General features: G+C 67.3%; 17 protein-coding genes. 13 read left to right on the top strand and 4 right to left on the bottom strand.

Annotated features, from left to right (window positions below; translation table 11 throughout):
• The first annotated feature begins 111 nt into the window (after window positions 1-111).
• The 10 genes from AC1DXI_RS05320 to AC1DXI_RS05275 all read left to right on the top strand — a co-directional run bounded on the left by AC1DXI_RS05320 (window position 112) and on the right by AC1DXI_RS05275 (window position 11,180).
• Window positions 112-906 (top strand): IclR family transcriptional regulator, encoded by a 795-nt coding sequence (locus tag AC1DXI_RS05320; RefSeq protein ID WP_476937742.1) that lies wholly within the window; start codon window positions 112-114, stop codon window positions 904-906.
• Between the two features lie 153 nt (window positions 907-1,059).
• Window positions 1,060-2,337, top strand: a complete 1,278-nt coding sequence (locus AC1DXI_RS05315; RefSeq protein WP_476937741.1) for a cytochrome P450 — start codon at window positions 1,060-1,062, stop codon at window positions 2,335-2,337.
• A 5-nt stretch (window positions 2,338-2,342) separates the two neighbouring features.
• Entirely contained in the window at window positions 2,343-3,536 is a 1,194-nt protein-coding gene (locus AC1DXI_RS05310) for a PEP/pyruvate-binding domain-containing protein (protein WP_476937740.1), read from the top strand.
• A 67-nt stretch (window positions 3,537-3,603) separates the two neighbouring features.
• Entirely contained in the window at window positions 3,604-5,490 is a 1,887-nt protein-coding gene (locus AC1DXI_RS05305) for a PEP-utilizing enzyme (protein ID WP_018775005.1), read from the top strand.
• A 7-nt stretch (window positions 5,491-5,497) separates the two neighbouring features.
• On the top strand, window positions 5,498-6,286 hold the full coding sequence (locus tag AC1DXI_RS05300) for an SDR family NAD(P)-dependent oxidoreductase (RefSeq protein WP_476937739.1): 789 nt from the start codon (window positions 5,498-5,500) through the stop codon (window positions 6,284-6,286).
• A 60-nt stretch (window positions 6,287-6,346) separates the two neighbouring features.
• Window positions 6,347-6,667, top strand: coding sequence for a 2Fe-2S iron-sulfur cluster-binding protein (locus AC1DXI_RS05295; protein WP_476937738.1), 321 nt, complete (start codon window positions 6,347-6,349; stop codon window positions 6,665-6,667).
• Window positions 6,668-6,669: 2 nt separating this feature from the next.
• The gene (locus tag AC1DXI_RS05290; protein WP_476937737.1) at window positions 6,670-7,992 is read left to right on the top strand and encodes an NAD(P)/FAD-dependent oxidoreductase; all 1,323 of its coding nucleotides are present in this window, start codon (window positions 6,670-6,672) and stop codon (window positions 7,990-7,992) included.
• Between the two features lie 31 nt (window positions 7,993-8,023).
• Entirely contained in the window at window positions 8,024-8,782 is a 759-nt protein-coding gene (locus AC1DXI_RS05285; protein WP_476937736.1) for an HD domain-containing protein, read from the top strand.
• Window positions 8,779-10,359, top strand: a complete 1,581-nt coding sequence (locus AC1DXI_RS05280; RefSeq protein WP_476937735.1) for an aldehyde dehydrogenase family protein — start codon at window positions 8,779-8,781, stop codon at window positions 10,357-10,359. The genes AC1DXI_RS05285 and AC1DXI_RS05280 overlap by 4 nt, the downstream gene beginning before the upstream one ends.
• 401 nt (window positions 10,360-10,760) lie before the next feature.
• Complete coding sequence (locus AC1DXI_RS05275) at window positions 10,761-11,180, top strand: DUF7793 family protein (RefSeq protein ID WP_196802376.1); 420 nt, start codon at window positions 10,761-10,763, stop codon at window positions 11,178-11,180.
• Between the two features lie 19 nt (window positions 11,181-11,199).
• On the opposite strand, the gene AC1DXI_RS05270 is transcribed toward AC1DXI_RS05275, so the two are convergent.
• The gene (locus AC1DXI_RS05270) at window positions 11,200-12,096 is read right to left on the bottom strand and encodes a helix-turn-helix transcriptional regulator (protein ID WP_476937734.1); all 897 of its coding nucleotides are present in this window, start codon (window positions 12,094-12,096) and stop codon (window positions 11,200-11,202) included.
• A gap of 143 nt (window positions 12,097-12,239) precedes the next feature.
• On the opposite strand from AC1DXI_RS05270, the gene AC1DXI_RS05265 reads away from it, so the two are divergent.
• Both AC1DXI_RS05265 and AC1DXI_RS05260 read left to right on the top strand, forming a co-directional pair.
• On the top strand, window positions 12,240-13,283 hold the full coding sequence (locus AC1DXI_RS05265) for an NAD(P)-dependent alcohol dehydrogenase (RefSeq protein WP_476937733.1): 1,044 nt from the start codon (window positions 12,240-12,242) through the stop codon (window positions 13,281-13,283).
• 88 nt (window positions 13,284-13,371) lie between these two features.
• Window positions 13,372-13,845, top strand: coding sequence for a (R)-mandelonitrile lyase (locus AC1DXI_RS05260; protein ID WP_476937732.1), 474 nt, complete (start codon window positions 13,372-13,374; stop codon window positions 13,843-13,845).
• Here the strand turns inward: AC1DXI_RS05260 and AC1DXI_RS05255 are convergent.
• The gene (locus tag AC1DXI_RS05255; RefSeq protein ID WP_018774995.1) at window positions 13,778-14,098 is read right to left on the bottom strand and encodes a GYD domain-containing protein; all 321 of its coding nucleotides are present in this window, start codon (window positions 14,096-14,098) and stop codon (window positions 13,778-13,780) included. The two genes, AC1DXI_RS05260 and AC1DXI_RS05255, sit on opposite strands and share 68 nt — an antisense overlap.
• Window positions 14,099-14,324: 226 nt before the next feature.
• Between AC1DXI_RS05255 and AC1DXI_RS05250 the strand changes: the two genes are divergently transcribed.
• Window positions 14,325-14,654, top strand: a complete 330-nt coding sequence (locus AC1DXI_RS05250) for an antibiotic biosynthesis monooxygenase family protein (RefSeq protein ID WP_229994887.1) — start codon at window positions 14,325-14,327, stop codon at window positions 14,652-14,654.
• Between the two features lie 57 nt (window positions 14,655-14,711).
• Here AC1DXI_RS05250 and AC1DXI_RS05245 read toward each other — a convergent pair whose 3' ends face one another.
• Together AC1DXI_RS05245 and AC1DXI_RS05240 are read right to left on the bottom strand one after the other, a co-directional pair.
• Window positions 14,712-15,314 carry a DUF6919 domain-containing protein gene (locus AC1DXI_RS05245; protein ID WP_476937731.1) on the bottom strand — a complete coding sequence of 201 codons (603 nt, stop codon included), beginning with the start codon at window positions 15,312-15,314 and terminating at the stop codon, window positions 14,712-14,714.
• Window positions 15,315-15,854: an SRPBCC family protein gene (locus AC1DXI_RS05240; RefSeq protein ID WP_476937730.1), complete on the bottom strand. Its 540-nt coding sequence runs from the start codon at window positions 15,852-15,854 to the stop codon at window positions 15,315-15,317.
• Window positions 15,855-15,964 lie beyond the last annotated feature (110 nt).

The following is a 15,964-nucleotide window of genomic DNA, read 5'->3' as shown; positions in this document are numbered from 1 at the left end:
ACGGCTGAGCGCCGGCAAGGTGCGGGACTTGCGGACTACACTCAATTCCGGGCGGCCACGTGGCCCTTGACGGCCAGAAACAGGTCCAGTGCCCGCGACGAGGAGGCCACCATGGCCGGCGGCAGCCGCGAACCCGGCAGGACGGTGACCTCGAAGGTCCTCTCCATCCTGGCGGCCTTCGAACAGTCCCGGGGCGCCCTCAGCCTGACCGACATCGCCGAAAAGTCCGGCCTCCCCTTGAGCACCGCCCACCGGCTGGTCAACGAGCTCACCGACTGGGGCTTCCTTTCCCGCGAGCCCAACGGCCGCTACCAGCTGGGCATCCGCCTCTGGGAGCTCGCCCAGAATACCGGCCGCCAGCTTCGTGACGCGGCCCGGCCATACGTCCAGGACCTGTTCTCCCTCACCGGCGAAACCGCGCACCTGGCCGTCCGGACCGGCCACGAAGTGCTGTACATCGACCGCGTCTACGGCTCCAAACGGGTACCTCGGGCGTCCCGCGTCGGCGGTCGGCTGCCCATGCACGCGACCGCCGTCGGGAAGGTCATCCTGGCCTTCGAGGAGGACTGGGTCCGTGACGCCTACCTGAACCGGCAGCTGGAACGGCACACCGCGCACACCCACGTGGACCCTAAAAAGCTGGCCGCGGAGCTGATCCAGATCAGGGAGCAGGGCTACGCCACCACCCTCGAGGAAGTCCGGCTGGGTTCCTGCTCCATCGCCGTTCCGGTCTTCCATACCGGCAGGATAGGTGCCTCGATCGGCCTGGTGCTGCCCACCAATCAGGCCGCCACGATGACCCGGCACCTGCCGGTCCTGCGGGGAATCGCGGCGCAGATCGAACGCGCCACTGCGCGGATCCCGCTGGAAACCCTGCTGGGCAGCCACGTCGCGGGAACGGACTAGGCCGTATCCCCGCCCCCGCAAGGGCGCTAGTAACTGGCTTCCGCTCAGTGGAAGTCAGCCCTGCCGTTCCGGGGTGAGGGGGGCCACACTGGTGAATAAGAACCCCCGGCATGCACTGGCGCTGCCGGCGGGACCGAAAACCAAGGAGCCCAGATGTCATCGTCGACTGAAACGGCCGGCCGCTGTCCCTTTGGCCACGGCGCGGACGCCCCTGCCGGGCACCACGGCTACGAGCCGTTCCAGATGAAGGATCCCTTCTCCGCCTACGCCGAACTCCGGGCCGAGCAGCCCGTCATGTTCGACGAGCGGATCGGCCTCTATGTCGTCTCCCGTTACGACGACATCAAGGCCGTCTTCGAGGACTGGGAGACCTTCTCCAGCGAAAACGCCCAGGCCCCCGTCCGCGAACGCGGCGCCGCCGCCAAGAAGATCATGGACGACGGCGGTTTCACCGCCTACTCGGGGCTCTCCGCCCGCCGGCCGCCGGAGCACACCCGCATCCGCGCCGTGGTCCAGAAGGCCTTCACGCCCCGCCGCTACAAGGCCCTGGAACCGTTCATCCGGCAGAACGTCGTCGAACTGCTCGAAAAGATGCTCGCCCGGCCGGAACGCCGCGGCGACATGGTCAAGGACCTCGCCTACGACGTCCCCACCATCACCATCCTGACCCTGATCGGCGCGGACGTCTCCCAGGTGGACACCTTCAAGCGCTGGAGCGATTCCCGAGCCGCGATGACCTGGGGCGACCTCAGCGACGAGGAACAAATCCCGCACGCCCACAACCTCGTGGAGTACTGGCAGGAATGCCTGCGCCTGGTCAGGGTTGCCCACGAGGAAGGCGGCGACAACCTCACCGCGGACCTCGTGAAGTCGCAGCAGGAAGGCGCCGAAATCTCGGACCACGAGATCGCCTCCGTCCTCTACAGCCTGCTCTTCGCCGGCCACGAGACCACCACCACCCTGATCTCCAACGCCCTCCGCGAACTCCTCGCCCGCCCCGAGCAGTGGCAGCAGCTCGTGGAGGACCCCAAGAAGATCCCCGCCGCCATCGACGAGGTCCTGCGCTACGCCGGCTCGATCGTCGGCTGGCGCCGCAAGGCCCTCAAAGACACCGAAGTCGGCGGCGTCGCCATTGCAGAGGGCTCGCAGCTGCTGCTCCTCATGGGCTCCGCCAACCGGGATGACACCAAGTTCGACGCCGGCGAGGACTTCGACATCACCCGCCCCAACGCCCGCGAGCACCTCTCCTTCGGGTACGGCATCCACTACTGCCTGGGCAATATGCTCGCCAAGCTCCAGGCCAAAATCGCCCTCGAGGAAGTGGCCCGGCTCGCCCCGGAGCTGCAGCTGGAGAACCCGGAAGCCATCGCCTTCCGCGAGAACCTCTCCTTCCGCGTCCCCGAGACCGTCCCCGTCAGCTGGAAGGCCTGAGAAATATGCACAGCAACGAATACATCCAGTTCTTCGACGGCGGCATCGAACCGAAGCTCGAAAACCTTGGCGGCAAGGGCGCCTCCCTGGTCACCATGACCTCCGCCGGCATGCCCGTCCCGCCCGGCTTCGTGGTCACGACGGCCCAGTTCGACGCCTTTATGGAGGAAGCCGGCATCACCCGGGACATCCACGAGCTCCTGGCCGGGCTGGACCCCGAGGACATGGGCCAGGTGGACAAGGTCTCCGCCGCGATCCGCGAGGACATCCGTTCCCGCCCGGTGCCGCCGGCCCTGCGCGAGCTCACCGTCACGGCCTACGAGTCCCTGATGTCCCGCTTCGACGCTCCCGTCCCGGTGGCCGTCCGCTCCAGCGCCACCGCCGAGGACCTGCCGGACGCCTCTTTCGCCGGCCAGCAGGACACCTACCTCTGGCTCGACGGCGTCAAGGCCGTCACCGAACACATCCGCCAGTGCTGGGCCTCGCTCTTCACTTCCCGCGCCATCATCTACCGGCTCAAGAACAACATCCCCAACGAAGGCCTCTCGATGGCCGTCGTGGTCCAGAAGATGGTCAACGCCCGCGTCTCCGGCGTCGCGATCACCATGGATCCCACCAACGGCGACCGCTCCAAGATCACCATCGACTCGTCCTACGGGGTGGGCGAGATGGTGGTCTCCGGCCAGGTCACCCCGGACAACATCATGCTGGACAAGGTCACCCTGACCGTCATCTCCGAACACCTCGGCGATAAGCACGCCGAACTCGTCCCGGACGCCGTCGCCGGCCGCCTGGTGGAGCGGGAGGTCGACGCCGAACGCCGCGGCCGCCGCAGCCTCAGCGACGCCGAGCTCACCGCCGTCGCGCAGATGGCCAAGCGCGCGGAGAAGCACTACAAATGCCCGCAGGACATCGAATGGGCCCTCGACACGGACCTGCCCGCCGGCGACAACCTGCTCCTGCTGCAGTCCCGTCCGGAAACCGTGCATTCCTCGAAGCCGGTTGTCCCGTCCTCGGCATCCGCCGGCGGCTACTTCAGCGGACTCAGCCCCGCAGGCTCTTCAGCCACATCCGCTTCCACGACGGCGCCGGCCAGCTCCACGCCGTCGTCCACCACGCCGTCGTCCACCAGGCCGTCGTCCTCCAGCAGCTTCAACCTTGGCAGCATCACAGCCTCCCTGCTGAAGCCCTCCTTCTAAGAAGTTTGACCCGCTAGTCCGCTGCGTCACCCAGGCTCAACGCCGAGCCCGAATTGAAAGGACCGCCATGTCCCTGAAGTCCTTCCCCAAGCCCTCCGAGCTTCCGGTTCCCGCCGGGGCCGAGGGCTGGGAAAAGATCTACCCGTACTATCTGGTCTTCCAGGACAAGCTCAAGGAGCAGGAGGACGCCAAGTTCTGGTTCTGCGACAGCCAGCACTGGCCCACCGTGTTCAAGCCCTTCGAGACCATCGGCGGCGAGTTCGCGGTCAAGTGCCTGGGCCAGTACAACGCCCGGCACCTGATGATCCCCAACGCCAACGGCATCGAGTTCCGTGTCCACCTGGGCTACCTCTACATGTCGCCCATTCCGGTACCGGAGGGCCAGATCGCGGCCCGCGTGCCCCTGTTCGAACAGCGCGTGGGCCATTACTTCCAGAACTGGGACCAGCTCCTCAAGCAGTGGCACGTCAAGGTCAAGGGCACCATCGACGAGATGGAAACCATCTCCTTCCCCAAGCTCCCGGACATGGTCCCCATGGAGGACATCCTCTCCGGCAAGGGCAAGGACGGCTCCGAGAAGCTGTTGGAAAGCTACGACCGGCTGATCCAGCTGGCCTACCAGAACTGGCAGTACCACTTCGAGTTCCTCAACCTCGGCTACATCGCCTACCTGGACTTCTTCAACTTCTGCAAGCAGGTCTTCCCCAACATCCCGGACCAGTCCATCGCCACCATGGTGCAGGGCGTGGACATGGAGCTCTTCCGCCCGGATGACGAACTCAAGCAGCTCGCCAAGCTCGCTGTCGAACTGGGGCTTCAGCCGAATTTTGGCAACACCGACGACGTCGACGTCACCCTAGGCGCCATCGCCGCAGCCCCGGGCGGGGACCGCTGGGTGGCCCAGTACGAGGGCGCCAAGGACCCATGGTTCAACTTCACGGTGGGCAACGGCTTCTACGGCCACGACAAGTACTGGAACGAACACCAGGAAATCCCGCTCGGCTACATCGCGGACTACATCCGCCGCGTGGACGAGGGCCAGGAAATCATGCGCCCGGTGGAAGCCCTGATCACCGAACGTGACCGCATCATCGAGGAATACCGGGACCTGCTGGAAGGCGAAAACCAGGCCCTCTTCGACGCCAAGCGCGGACTCGCCGCCACCGCCTACCCGTACGTGGAAAACCACAACTTCTACATTGAGCACTGGACCATGGGCGTCTTCTGGCGCAAGATCCGCGAGCTCAGCCGCATGATGCAGGCCGAGGGTTTCTGGACCGAACCGGACGACCTCCTGTACCTGGGTCGCAACGAGGTCCGCGACGCGCTGTTCGACCTCGTCACCGGCTGGGGCGTCGGCGCCAAGCCGATCGGCCCGGACTACTGGCCGGCCGAGATCGAGCGCCGCCGCGGAATCGTGGACGCGCTCAAGACCGCCCGGCCGGCCCCGGCACTGAACACCCCGCCGGAATCCATCACCGAACCCTTCACCCGGATGCTCTGGGGCATCACCACCGAGCAGGTCCAGCAGTGGCTGGGCGCCGGCGAAGCGGTGGAAGGCGGCGGCCTGCGCGGCATGGCGGCCTCTCCCGGCGTTGTCGAGGGCCTGGCCCGTGTCATCACCGACGCGGACCAGCTCTCCGAGGTGCAACAGGGGGAGATCCTGGTCGCCACCGTCACCGCGCCGTCCTGGGGCCCGATCTTCGGCAAAATCAAGGCCACGGTCACGGACATCGGCGGCATGATGAGCCACGCCGCCATCGTCTGCCGCGAATACGGCCTCCCGGCCGTGACCGGAACCGGCTCGGCCTCCACCACGATCAAGACCGGCCAGCGCCTGCGGGTGGACGGCACCAAGGGAACGGTCCAGATCCTCGACGCGCTGATTCCCGACGCCGGGGAGCCGGAGCTGCAGGTCACCGGACCCGGGGCGCACAGCCACAGCCATGTCTGATCCGAACATGCCAGCTTCAAATATGTCTGCTGCGGAATATGACGGTGCGGACCGGCCCGCCCGCACCGTCCTGATCACCGGTGCCGCCGGCGGGCTGGGCCGGGCGTTCGCGCTCGGCTTCGCCCGCCGCGGATACCGGGTGGCCGTAGCGGACGTCAACCTCGAGGGTGCGGAGGAAACCGCCAAGCTGGTCCTGGACACCGGGGCCGAGGCGGCAGCCTTCTACGCCGACGTCACCAGCGTCGACTCCACCGAGGCCCTCGCGAAAAGCTGCGCGGACTTCGGCAACGGGAGCATCGACGTCGTGCTCAATAACGCGGCGGTGTATGCGGGGGTAACCCGGAGCCCGTTCGAGGACATCGACCCGGCCGAATGGGACCTGGTGATGAACGTGAACCTCAAGGGACCCTGGCTCGTGACCCGGGCCGCAAGCCCGTACCTGCCCGAAGGCGGGCGCGTCATCAACCTCTCCAGCGCCACGATCTTCAGCGGCTCCGAACAGTGGCTGCACTACGTCGCCTCCAAAGGCGGGGTGGTGGCGCTGACCAGGGTGATGGCCAAGGAACTGGGTCGGCGGGGGATCACGGTCAACGCGATCGCCCCCGGCTTCACCCTCACCGAGGCTAGCTACGGGCTGATGGCGAACGCCGAGAACTACGGCGTGGACCGCGGTGCCATCAAGCGGGCCAGCCAGCCGGAGGACATCGTGGGCGCGGCGCTCTTCCTGGCCGGGCCGGACAGCTCCTATTACACGGGGCAGACCATGGTGGTCGACGGCGGCCGCCAGTTCATCTGACCGCTCTGTCCCACTCAACTTTCCGACTTCTACCCCGACTTCAACCCCCAAGGAGGACCAATGCCAACGGTTCATTTCACCGACGCCGAGGGCGACGTTCGCGACGTCCAGGGCAACTCCGGCGACTCCGTCATGGAGACCGCGGTGCGCAACGGCGTCCCCGGCATCGTCGCGGAGTGCGGCGGCTCGCTGTCCTGCGCCACCTGCCACGTCTTCGTCCGCGACGACTGCCTCGCGCAGCTCCCGCCGATGGAGGACATGGAGGACGAAATGCTCTACGGCACTGCAGTGGACCGCGAGGACAACTCACGGCTGTCCTGCCAGCTCCGCCTCACGGACGAGCTCGAACTGTTCGTCACCACCCCGGAAACCCAGGTGTAGCCATGAGCACCAACGCGGTTGAGCAGGCGGCACCCGCGGCGGCCGCCGAGGGCGCCGCGCCGTCGGGCACGCCGGCCCGCACCGGGCTGCTGATCATCGGGGCGAGTCAGTCCGGCGTCCAGCTCGCGGTATCCTTGCGGGCCCTCGGCTTCGCCGAGCACATCACCCTGCTCGGCGACGAGGACCACCGCCCCTACCAGCGCCCGGCCCTGTCCAAGGAGTTCCTGCAGGGCACGGTGGAGAGCGAATCGTTGATCTTCCGCTCCAACGAGTACTGGGCCGAACACAATGTGGACCTGGTCAAGGGCGAATTCATCGTCCGGATCGACAAGGACGCGGACGGCTCCGGAGTGGCACACTCCTCCGGCAGGCAGTTCCCCTTCAAACGGCTCGCCCTCACGGTCGGCGCCCGGGCCCGGAAGCTGGAGATCGAGGGCGGGGACCTCGACGGCGTGCTGTACTTGCGCAACGCCGACGACGCCCTGGCACTCAAGGCACGGGTGGGGGACGCGCACGATGTGGTGGTGATCGGCGGCGGTTTCATTGGCCTCGAAGCCGCCTCCAGCCTGCAGAAGATGGGCAAGAATGTCACGGTCCTGGAGTTCGGACCCCGCTTGGTGGGCCGCGCCGTCGGCGAGGAAACGGCCGAGTACTTCCTGCAGGCGCACCGCTCCCGCGGCCTGGACATCCGGCTCAGCACCAGCGCGGCGCGCTTTAGGGCGGACGACGGCGGCGCTGCAGTTTCCGGCGTCGAACTCCAGGACGGCACCGTGCTGCCCGCGCAGATCGTGCTGATCGGCATCGGGGTCATCCCCAACACCCAGCTGGCCGAACAGCTCGGCCTGACGGTCGACAACGGGATCGTGGTGGACCGCTTCGCGCTGGCCTCGGACGGCACCACGGTGGCGATCGGCGACTGCGCCAACATGCCCAACCCGGTGCCCGGCTCCGCGCCGGGGGAGCGGATCCGGCTGGAAAGCGTCAACAACGCGATCGAACACGCCAAGGTGGCCGCCTACTCGCTCACCGGCCGGCGCGAGGAATACGCCGGCATCCCATGGTTCTGGTCCAACCAGGCGGACCTCAAGCTGCAGATCGCCGGACTGTGCAACGGCTACGACCAGACCGTCCTCCGGCGGGACGAGGAACGCGGAAAATTCAGCGTCCTCTACTACCGCCAGGGGCAGGTCATCGCCGCGGACTGCGTCAACGCGCCGCTGGACTTCATGGCCGTCAAGAACGCCCTGGCCAAGGGCCAGAACATCCCTGCCGAGGCCGCTGCCGATCCGGCGACACCCCTCAAGACGATCACGACGGACAGCTAGCCCCGCGGCTGGCCGCCCCCGAAGGAGCATTATGACCACCCCCAAGACCCCGGTTGCCGACGCCGGCAGCGGCGCAGCCGGGACTACTGCCGCCGCCGTTGCCCACCCGGCGGCAGAAGCGTTTGCCGCAGCGTACCCGGTCCGGCCCGTTCCGGCGACGGGACCGGTGGAGACGTCCCCGATCGCGACGACACCGGCCGCGCTCGAGGAACTCGACCCGCTGTGGCGCGCCGTGGTGCACGAGACCCGCACCCGCGGCAACGACATCCACCTGCCGATCTCGCTCGCCTTCGCCGAGCGGCTCTGCCGGGCCTACCCCGACGCCGACGCAGAGCTCGTCCGCGTGGCCACGCTGTTGCATGACACCGGCTGGGCCCACGTGGACGAATCCCGGATCATCTCCGAGGGCTTCGCCGGCGACTGGCGCAAGGCCGCGATACGCTACGAACACGAAAAGCAGGGCTGCGAGGTGGCCCGCCGGGTGCTCCCCGGGCTGGGCTACTCTCCTGAGTTCGTGGAGCGCGTCTGCGACATCATCGACGGCCACGACACCCGCCCCGTGGCCCACTCGCTGGAGGACGCGCTGATGCGGGATGCGGACCGGCTGTGGCGCTTCGACCAGGCCGGGATCGCGCTGGCCTCCTCCTGGTTCGGGATGGACCCGGCCACGTACACGGACAGGCTGGCCGCGGAAATCGTGCCCGAACTCATCACCCAGGCCGCCCACGACATGGCCGTCGCGGATCTGGGCCGTTCCACCGCCCTGCTCAAGACCGCGGTGATCCGATGACCGCCACGAACCACGGAGGGACCCCCGCCGGCACGCCTGCCGGGACGCCGGCGCCGGGGAGCGCGGCGCCCCCGTCGTCCGTTCCCGCCCTGGCCGCACGCGCCGCGCTGATCCTGCCGCACACCCACGTGGACAGCCTCTTCATCGATGGAGCCTGGACGCCGGCCCGCGGCACCGGCCGCAACCCGGTCACCGACCCCGCCACCGGCGAAGTCTGGGGCTCCGTCCCGGACGGAACGCTGGAGGACGTGGATGCCGCCGTCGACTCCGCCCGGCGCGCCTTCCAAGGCGAATGGCCGCGGCTCGCGCCCTCCGAACGGGCCTCCTATCTGCTGCGCATCGCCGAGGAAGTGGAGAAACGTGCCGGGGAACTCTCCCTCACCAACACGCGGGAGAACGGCTCGCCCGTCTCCGAATCCTCCGGGGCGGCAGCGAACGCCGCGGGCATCTTCCGCTACTTCGCCACGCTCGCCGGCCACCTGGAGCGCGACGACGTGCGCGCCTTCCCGCGCGGCGGCGGTGAATCCGTAGTGCGGCGGGACCCGCTCGGCGTGTGCGCGCTGATCGCGCCCTGGAACTTCCCCATCAATCTAGTGGTCATCAAACTGGCCCCGGCCCTGCTGGCCGGCTGCACCGTGGTGATCAAACCGGCGTCCCCCACGCCGCTGTCCCTCCGGGTGATCATCGACGCCGTCGCCGCTGCCGGAGTTCCGGCCGGCGTGGTCAACCTCGTCACCGGCTCCGGCCGGCTGGGCGACGCGCTGGTGAAGCACCCCGGCGTGGACAAGGTGGCCTTCACGGGTTCAACGCCGGTGGGTCGGAAGATCGCCGCCGCCTGCGGAGAACTGCTGCGGCCCGTCACCCTGGAACTCGGCGGGAAGTCGAGCGCGATCGTGATGCCGGACGCCGATCTGGACGCCATGTCCCAGGTCCTGATCCGTTCGTCCATGCGCAACACCGGGCAGACCTGTTACATCTCCACCCGCATCCTTGCCCCGGCGAGCCGCTACGAGGAAGTGGTGGACATGGTGACCGCCACCATCGCTGCCGGAACGCAGGGCGACCCGCTGGATCCCGGAACGGTGTTCGGCCCGTGCGCCACGGAATCGCAGTACCGGACCGTGCTGGAGTACGTGGAGTCGGGACTGGCCGAAGGCGCCCGCGCCACCACCGGAGGCCGGGCGGCGACCCTGGGCGGCGGTCTCGAAGGCGGGTACTTCGTGGAACCAACCGTGTTCGCCGACGTCACGCCGGATATGAGGATTTCCCGCGAGGAGATCTTCGGCCCGGTGATCTGCATCCTGAAGTACGACGACGCCGACGGCAGTGTTGATGAGGCCGTTGCGCTGGCGAACAACACCGAGTTCGGTCTGGGCGGGCTGGTATTCGGGCAGGACCCGGCCGCGGCGCTGGCCGTCGCGGACCGGATGGACACAGGTTCGGTGGGCATCAATTTCTTTGCCTCCAACCATGCCGCACCGTTCGGCGGCCGGCACGACTCCGGCCTGGGGACCGAGTACGGCATCGAGGGCCTGAACGCCTACCTGAGCTACAAATCGATCCACCGGAAGGCCTGATCCAGAAGCCATTGGCGCCGCGACGGGACCACGGGATGACCGGGACCGCGCCGCGACGGGACCGCGGGACATGCCCTCCTCTGGTGTAGAGGGATGGACATAAGCCCACTAGGTCCATTCCTGGGCCGCGCAGTGGGGCATGTCCATTCCAGGAGGGGGACATGTCCCAGCGGGGGAAGCGGCAAGGGACATGCTCATTGCCTGGCAGCATCGGAGAGCAGGTCCGAGACAAGAAACCACGCTGCAGGGGACATGCTCATTGCCGGGCAGCGTCGGAGAGCATGTCCCGCGCGGGCGCGAGGGCGGGCGGGAGGAAGCAGGCGTCAGACTCTGTTGCGGTCCGCCACGCGCACCGGGCCACAAACCCCTGGCTTGTCAGGACCGGCCCTACAATGGTCTCGATGATGCCAGGACATATAGCAGCTGCTGACGGAAAGAACGTGCTGAGCGTCAGCGCGGGCATCATCACATCCGTCTGGCAGCCGGGCACGTTTGTTGATGTCGACGATGCCAGGGACGCGATGCTGGCCGTAGCGCAGATCAGCGGCGGAATACCGATGCCGATGCTCTCCGAAATGACGGACGTGGAGATCAGCGCGGCCGCCAGGTACGAGTTCGCGCAGACAACAGGGGTTCTGGCGATTGCCGTGCTTGGATCCAGCACAGTGGATCGCGTGATTGCGGCGGCCATGAGCCGGCACACCCGCTACCCCCACGAATTCTTCACTTCCCGGGACGACGCCATGGCATGGCTGAACAACTTCACCTCCAGCGGCGGCCAGCCCGGGGGATACACGGACGGCATTTCCGCCCTGGCGTGACAGTGCCGGCCTGCTCCGGTTAGGCCTTGTCCACCGTAGTCGTGGCGGCCTCGGCCTCCTTGACCTGCCGGTTGGTCGCGGCCCAGCTGGCCAGCAGCCGTAGCGCATCTTCCGACGCGGAGCCGGGCTCGGCGTTGTAGACCAGCAGGGACAGCCCGGCGTCGGCGGAGACGTCCATTGCCTCGTACATCAGGTGGAGATCCCCGACCACCGGGTGGTGCAAGTGCTTGAGCCCGGTGTAGTGCTGGCGCACGTTATGCGCCGCCCACATGGTGCGGAAATCCTCGCTCCGCGTCGATAGTTCACCGACCAGGTCGGTCAGCCCGCGGTCGTAGGGGTCCCGGCCGGCCTCGGTGCGCAGGATCGCGACGGTGTCGCTCGCCGCGCGGTCCCAGTCCGGGTAGAAGCTGCGCGAGCGGGCGTCCAGGAAGATGAACCGGGCATGGTTGGCCGGGCGGGCCGGACCCGCATACATGTCCGAATACAGGGCATAACCCAGCGGGTTGGCCGCAAGGACGTCCATGCGTCCGTTCCGCACAAAGGCGGGCGAGCTGGTGATGGCGTTCAGTGTCAGCTGAACGCTGCGTCGGACGGACTCCGCGGGACGGGGACGACGGCGGGTCCGGCTGCCCGGGGCCGCCGCACGGGCCAGATCAAAGAGGTGGGCCCGTTCGGCGTCGTCGAGTTGCAGGGCCTTTGCCACAGCGTCCAGAACTCCCTCCGAAACGCCGGACAGGTTTCCCCGCTCCAGCCTCGTGTAATACTCGACGCTGACGCCGGCCAGCATGGCGACCTCCCCGCGGCGCAGGCCGGGTACCCGGCGTTTCGCGCCGTACACCGGCAGTCCCGACTCCTCCGGGGTGATCTTGGCCCGGCGCGAGGCAAGGAACTCGCGGGTCGCCTCTCGATTATCCATGCCATCAACGTTAGGCCTTTGGGCTCCGTGAGGGAGGCCCTGCCAGTACCCCTATCAGCAGGGACTCCCTCACGGCTGCGATACCGGGTTTGATGGATGGTGTTCCGTTGAACAACCCCCAACGATCAACAGCAGGAGATTCATTGCTTACCGTCAACGCTTACGCATCACCGTCCGCGACCGAGCCGCTCGGCCTCACCACCATCGAGCGCCGCGACGTGGGACCGCACGATGTCCTGATCGAGATCAAGTACGCAGGGATCTGTCATTCCGATATCCACACCGTCCGCGGCGACTGGGGCCCGCAGACCTATCCGCTGGTTCCCGGGCATGAAATTGCCGGCATCGTCACCGAGGTCGGCACGGCCGTGACCAAGCACGCCGTCGGCGACAGGGTCGGCGTCGGCTGCATGGTCAATTCCTGCGGCGAGTGCGTCAACTGCCAGGCCGGCGAGGAACAGTACTGCCTCGCCGGGAACACCGGCACCTACGGCGCCGTCGACCGTGACGGCACCGTCACCCAGGGCGGCTACTCCACGCACGTCGTCGTGACCGAGGATTTCGTGGTCACCATTCCCGAGGGCCTCGAGCTCGACGTCGCCGCGCCGCTGCTGTGCGCCGGCATCACCATCTACTCGCCGCTGAACCACTGGGGCGCGGGCCCCGGCAAGAAGGTCGCGATCGTCGGACTGGGCGGGCTGGGCCACATGGCCGTCAAGATTGCGCACGCCATGGGCGCCGAGGTCACCGTCCTGTCGCAGTCGCTGAAGAAGCAGGAAGACGGGCTGAAGCTTGGCGCGGACCATTACTACGCCACGAGCGACGAGAACACCTTTACCGACCTTGCCGGCACTTTTGACCTGATCATCAACACGGTCAGCGCCGCGATCGACATCAGCGCCTACCTGCAGCTGCTGACCCTCGACGGCGCACTGGTCAACGTCGGCGCGCCCGCGGAACCGCTCCCGGTGAACGCGTTCGCCCTGATCATGGGCCGCCGTTCCTTCGCCGGCTCGATGATCGGCGGCATCCGCGAAACACAGGAAATGCTCGACTTCTGCGCCGAGCACGGCCTGGGCGCCGAGATCGAGGTCATCCCGGCCGCGAAGATCAACGACGCCTACGAGCGCGTCCTGGCTTCCGACGTCCGCTACCGCTTCGTGATCGACACCGCCACCCTGAACTAGGACGCCGCGCACGAAGAACCCTGGGATTGGGCGGACGCGGCCTCCTGTCGCGCCGCCACCCGAGAAAACACCCTGTGAGGAAATGACAGTGGAAATCCAAGCCAAGAAGCCAAGCGTCAAGGGACCGGCGCAGATGTTCACCGGCGACGTCTGGTTTGACGTCATCGCTGCCCCGCAGCCCGAACCGTCCCGCATGCGCGTCAACGCGGTGCACTTTGCCCCGTGCGCCCGCACGGCCTGGCACTCGCACGCCGTCGGGCAGACCCTGCACGTCACCGAAGGCGTCGGCCTGGTCCAGGCCCGCGGCGGCGAAGTGACAGAGATCCGGCCCGGCGACACGATTTACACGCCGCCGGGCGAATGGCACTGGCACGGCGCCGCGCCCGACAATTTCATGACGCACCTCGCGATGTGGGAAGCCCCCGCGGAGGGCGCGGAGTCTGAGTGGGGCGACCTCGTGACCCCCCGCACCGGCATGCCTGGCACCGCGCGGGCTATTGCCCCGGGGCCCGGTACGACGGCGTCTTCTTGGCTGCCGCGTCGAGATCCTCTGCTGACATGAGCGGTTTCAGGTGCAGGTTCACGGCACCGGTGGAATTGATCATCAGCGACAGGGCCACGGCGTTGGCCTGGTCGGGGATATCGAAGACCCCGACGACGTCCGTCTCGCCGAAGGCGTAGTAAAAGCTTTCGAGTGAGCCGTCCACCGACTTGAGCGCCTCGACAACAGCATCACGCCGCTTGGTGCCGCCTTCACGCATGAGTCCTTTGATGCCGTCGCCAACGTAGTTCGCTTCGAACAGATATTTGCTCATCGTTTTTCCTATCCTGTGTACGCCCAGGACATCGGCATCCGAACATGTGCCCGCTCCCAACGATGGAAGGTCCGAGGCTGGCCCCAGAGTGGGGTCTGCCCACATGCTAGGCCTTCCACTCCACCCATACAACGGTTCATTTGCGGCCACAACCGCGCTCCGGGCAATCGGCACTACCGCCGGCCGGAGGACAGGAACATAATCGGCGTATCAACCCGTACGGACAATGGAGGCGATCGACGTGTCTGTTTATACGCTCGGAATCTGGCTGGTGCATCCCGGCCGCGAGAACGATTTTGTGCAGGCCTGGCGGGATCTGGCCAGGAAGACAAAGGAAGACTTTCCCAACGCCAAAGCCGTGCTGATGCACGATCGCGACGTCAAAAACCGGTTCATCAGCACCGGCCCGTGGGAGTCCCTGGAACAGATTGAGCAGTGGCGGGACTCTGCCCTGTTCAAGCAGGGCGTCGAGGCGATGAAGGACATGCTGGAGCATTTCGAGGCGCGCACCCTGGACGAGGCCGCCAGCATCGGCTGGGACGCGACCGATATGTGAATTTCCCGGGACCGGGACCCGGGTGGCCGCCGGCTGCGCGGCGCGGGTTCCTGCCGGCTATTCGGCCTGCAGCGCCTCAAGTAGGGCAGCCAACAGGACATCGTTCCGGCCCCAGACGGGATCGAAGATTTCCACGTACCAGGCGTCCGCCAGGACCAGGGCCAAGGTCTCGTTGGTCTCTGCCGCCCAGTCCCTGAGCTGGTCTTCCCCAACGGGCCCCTCGCTGCTGCCGAGCAGGGTTGCGACGTCGTCGTCCTGTACGGTCACCGGGATGGAGACGCTGCTCGCCTCACCGGGGTCATGGACGACCGTCACCAGGCTGGTCCGAGCTGACAGCGTCAGCAGCGTCGACGCCGTATCCGGGCCGCAGAAGGCCGTCACGTAGGCGCGCTGCGCGAGGCCCCCGGCCTGAACGCCCGGCTGCGATTCCTTGGTGAAAAGCCCGTTGCGGTTGAGCCGGGCGAGGTCTCCGGCGATGGCCGCGGTCTCCTCGTCGAACCCGGGCGCGAAGACTCCCGGCTGGTACTGGCTGTTGCCCTCCAGCCAGCGGGCGGTCAGTTCGCCGGCCGCCGGGATGGTGGAGGCCTGCCGCCAGACTTCGCGGTCCGCGAGAAGCCGGCCGAAGCTGTCCCGTTCCGTCGTGAACCTGGACTCTGACATTCAGGCCTCCTTGGCTGTGGAATGCGGGGTGGACTGCGCTGTGGGGTGCGGGGTGGAGTGCGTCTGCGGAGCGTGGTGCTGCAGGAGCACGGACAACCGTTCGCAGCTGATCCGCAGCGCCTCCAGTTCACGCCGGCTGTAGTCCTCGATGATCGCACGGATCCGCTCGGTGAGGTGCTCGTCGTCGACCTCGAACTCGTGGTTCAGCGTGACCACGGAGAGCCCGTCAGCCAGCCGGATCTCCCAGTCACCGCCGAGCTCCCGGAACGGGGGTTCGAGGTTCAGCTGGTGGAACTCGGCGCGGAGGCTGGCGGTGTCAAAGACGCGCCAGCAGTGGCTTGAACTGAGTGAGCCGTTGGACACCACGGACGTGCGGAGCTCGTGGCCGGCGTCGTCGCCGCTGACGCGCTCCGAGTACACCGTCAAGCCGTCGAGGTAGGGCCAGTGCGAGGCGTCGCGCAGCATGCTGAAGACAAGGTCCGCCGGGGCGTTGATGCCGAGCCGGTCCGTGGTCCGGTGCGTTTGCTGGTGCGTGCTCACTGACAAGTTCACCCCTCCTGTGTCGTGCTGTCACCTTGCAGGTCTTCTATGCAGGCTAGGCCAGTTGCGGCCTGCCGTGAACAAATCCGTCCCGTCGCGTCACGCAGGGC

The sequence above is a fragment of the Arthrobacter sp. P1_H7 genome, from assembly GCF_056405215.1.
The sequence above is the reverse complement of the archived record's forward strand: the minus strand, read 5'-3'. Positions and strand labels throughout refer to the sequence as shown.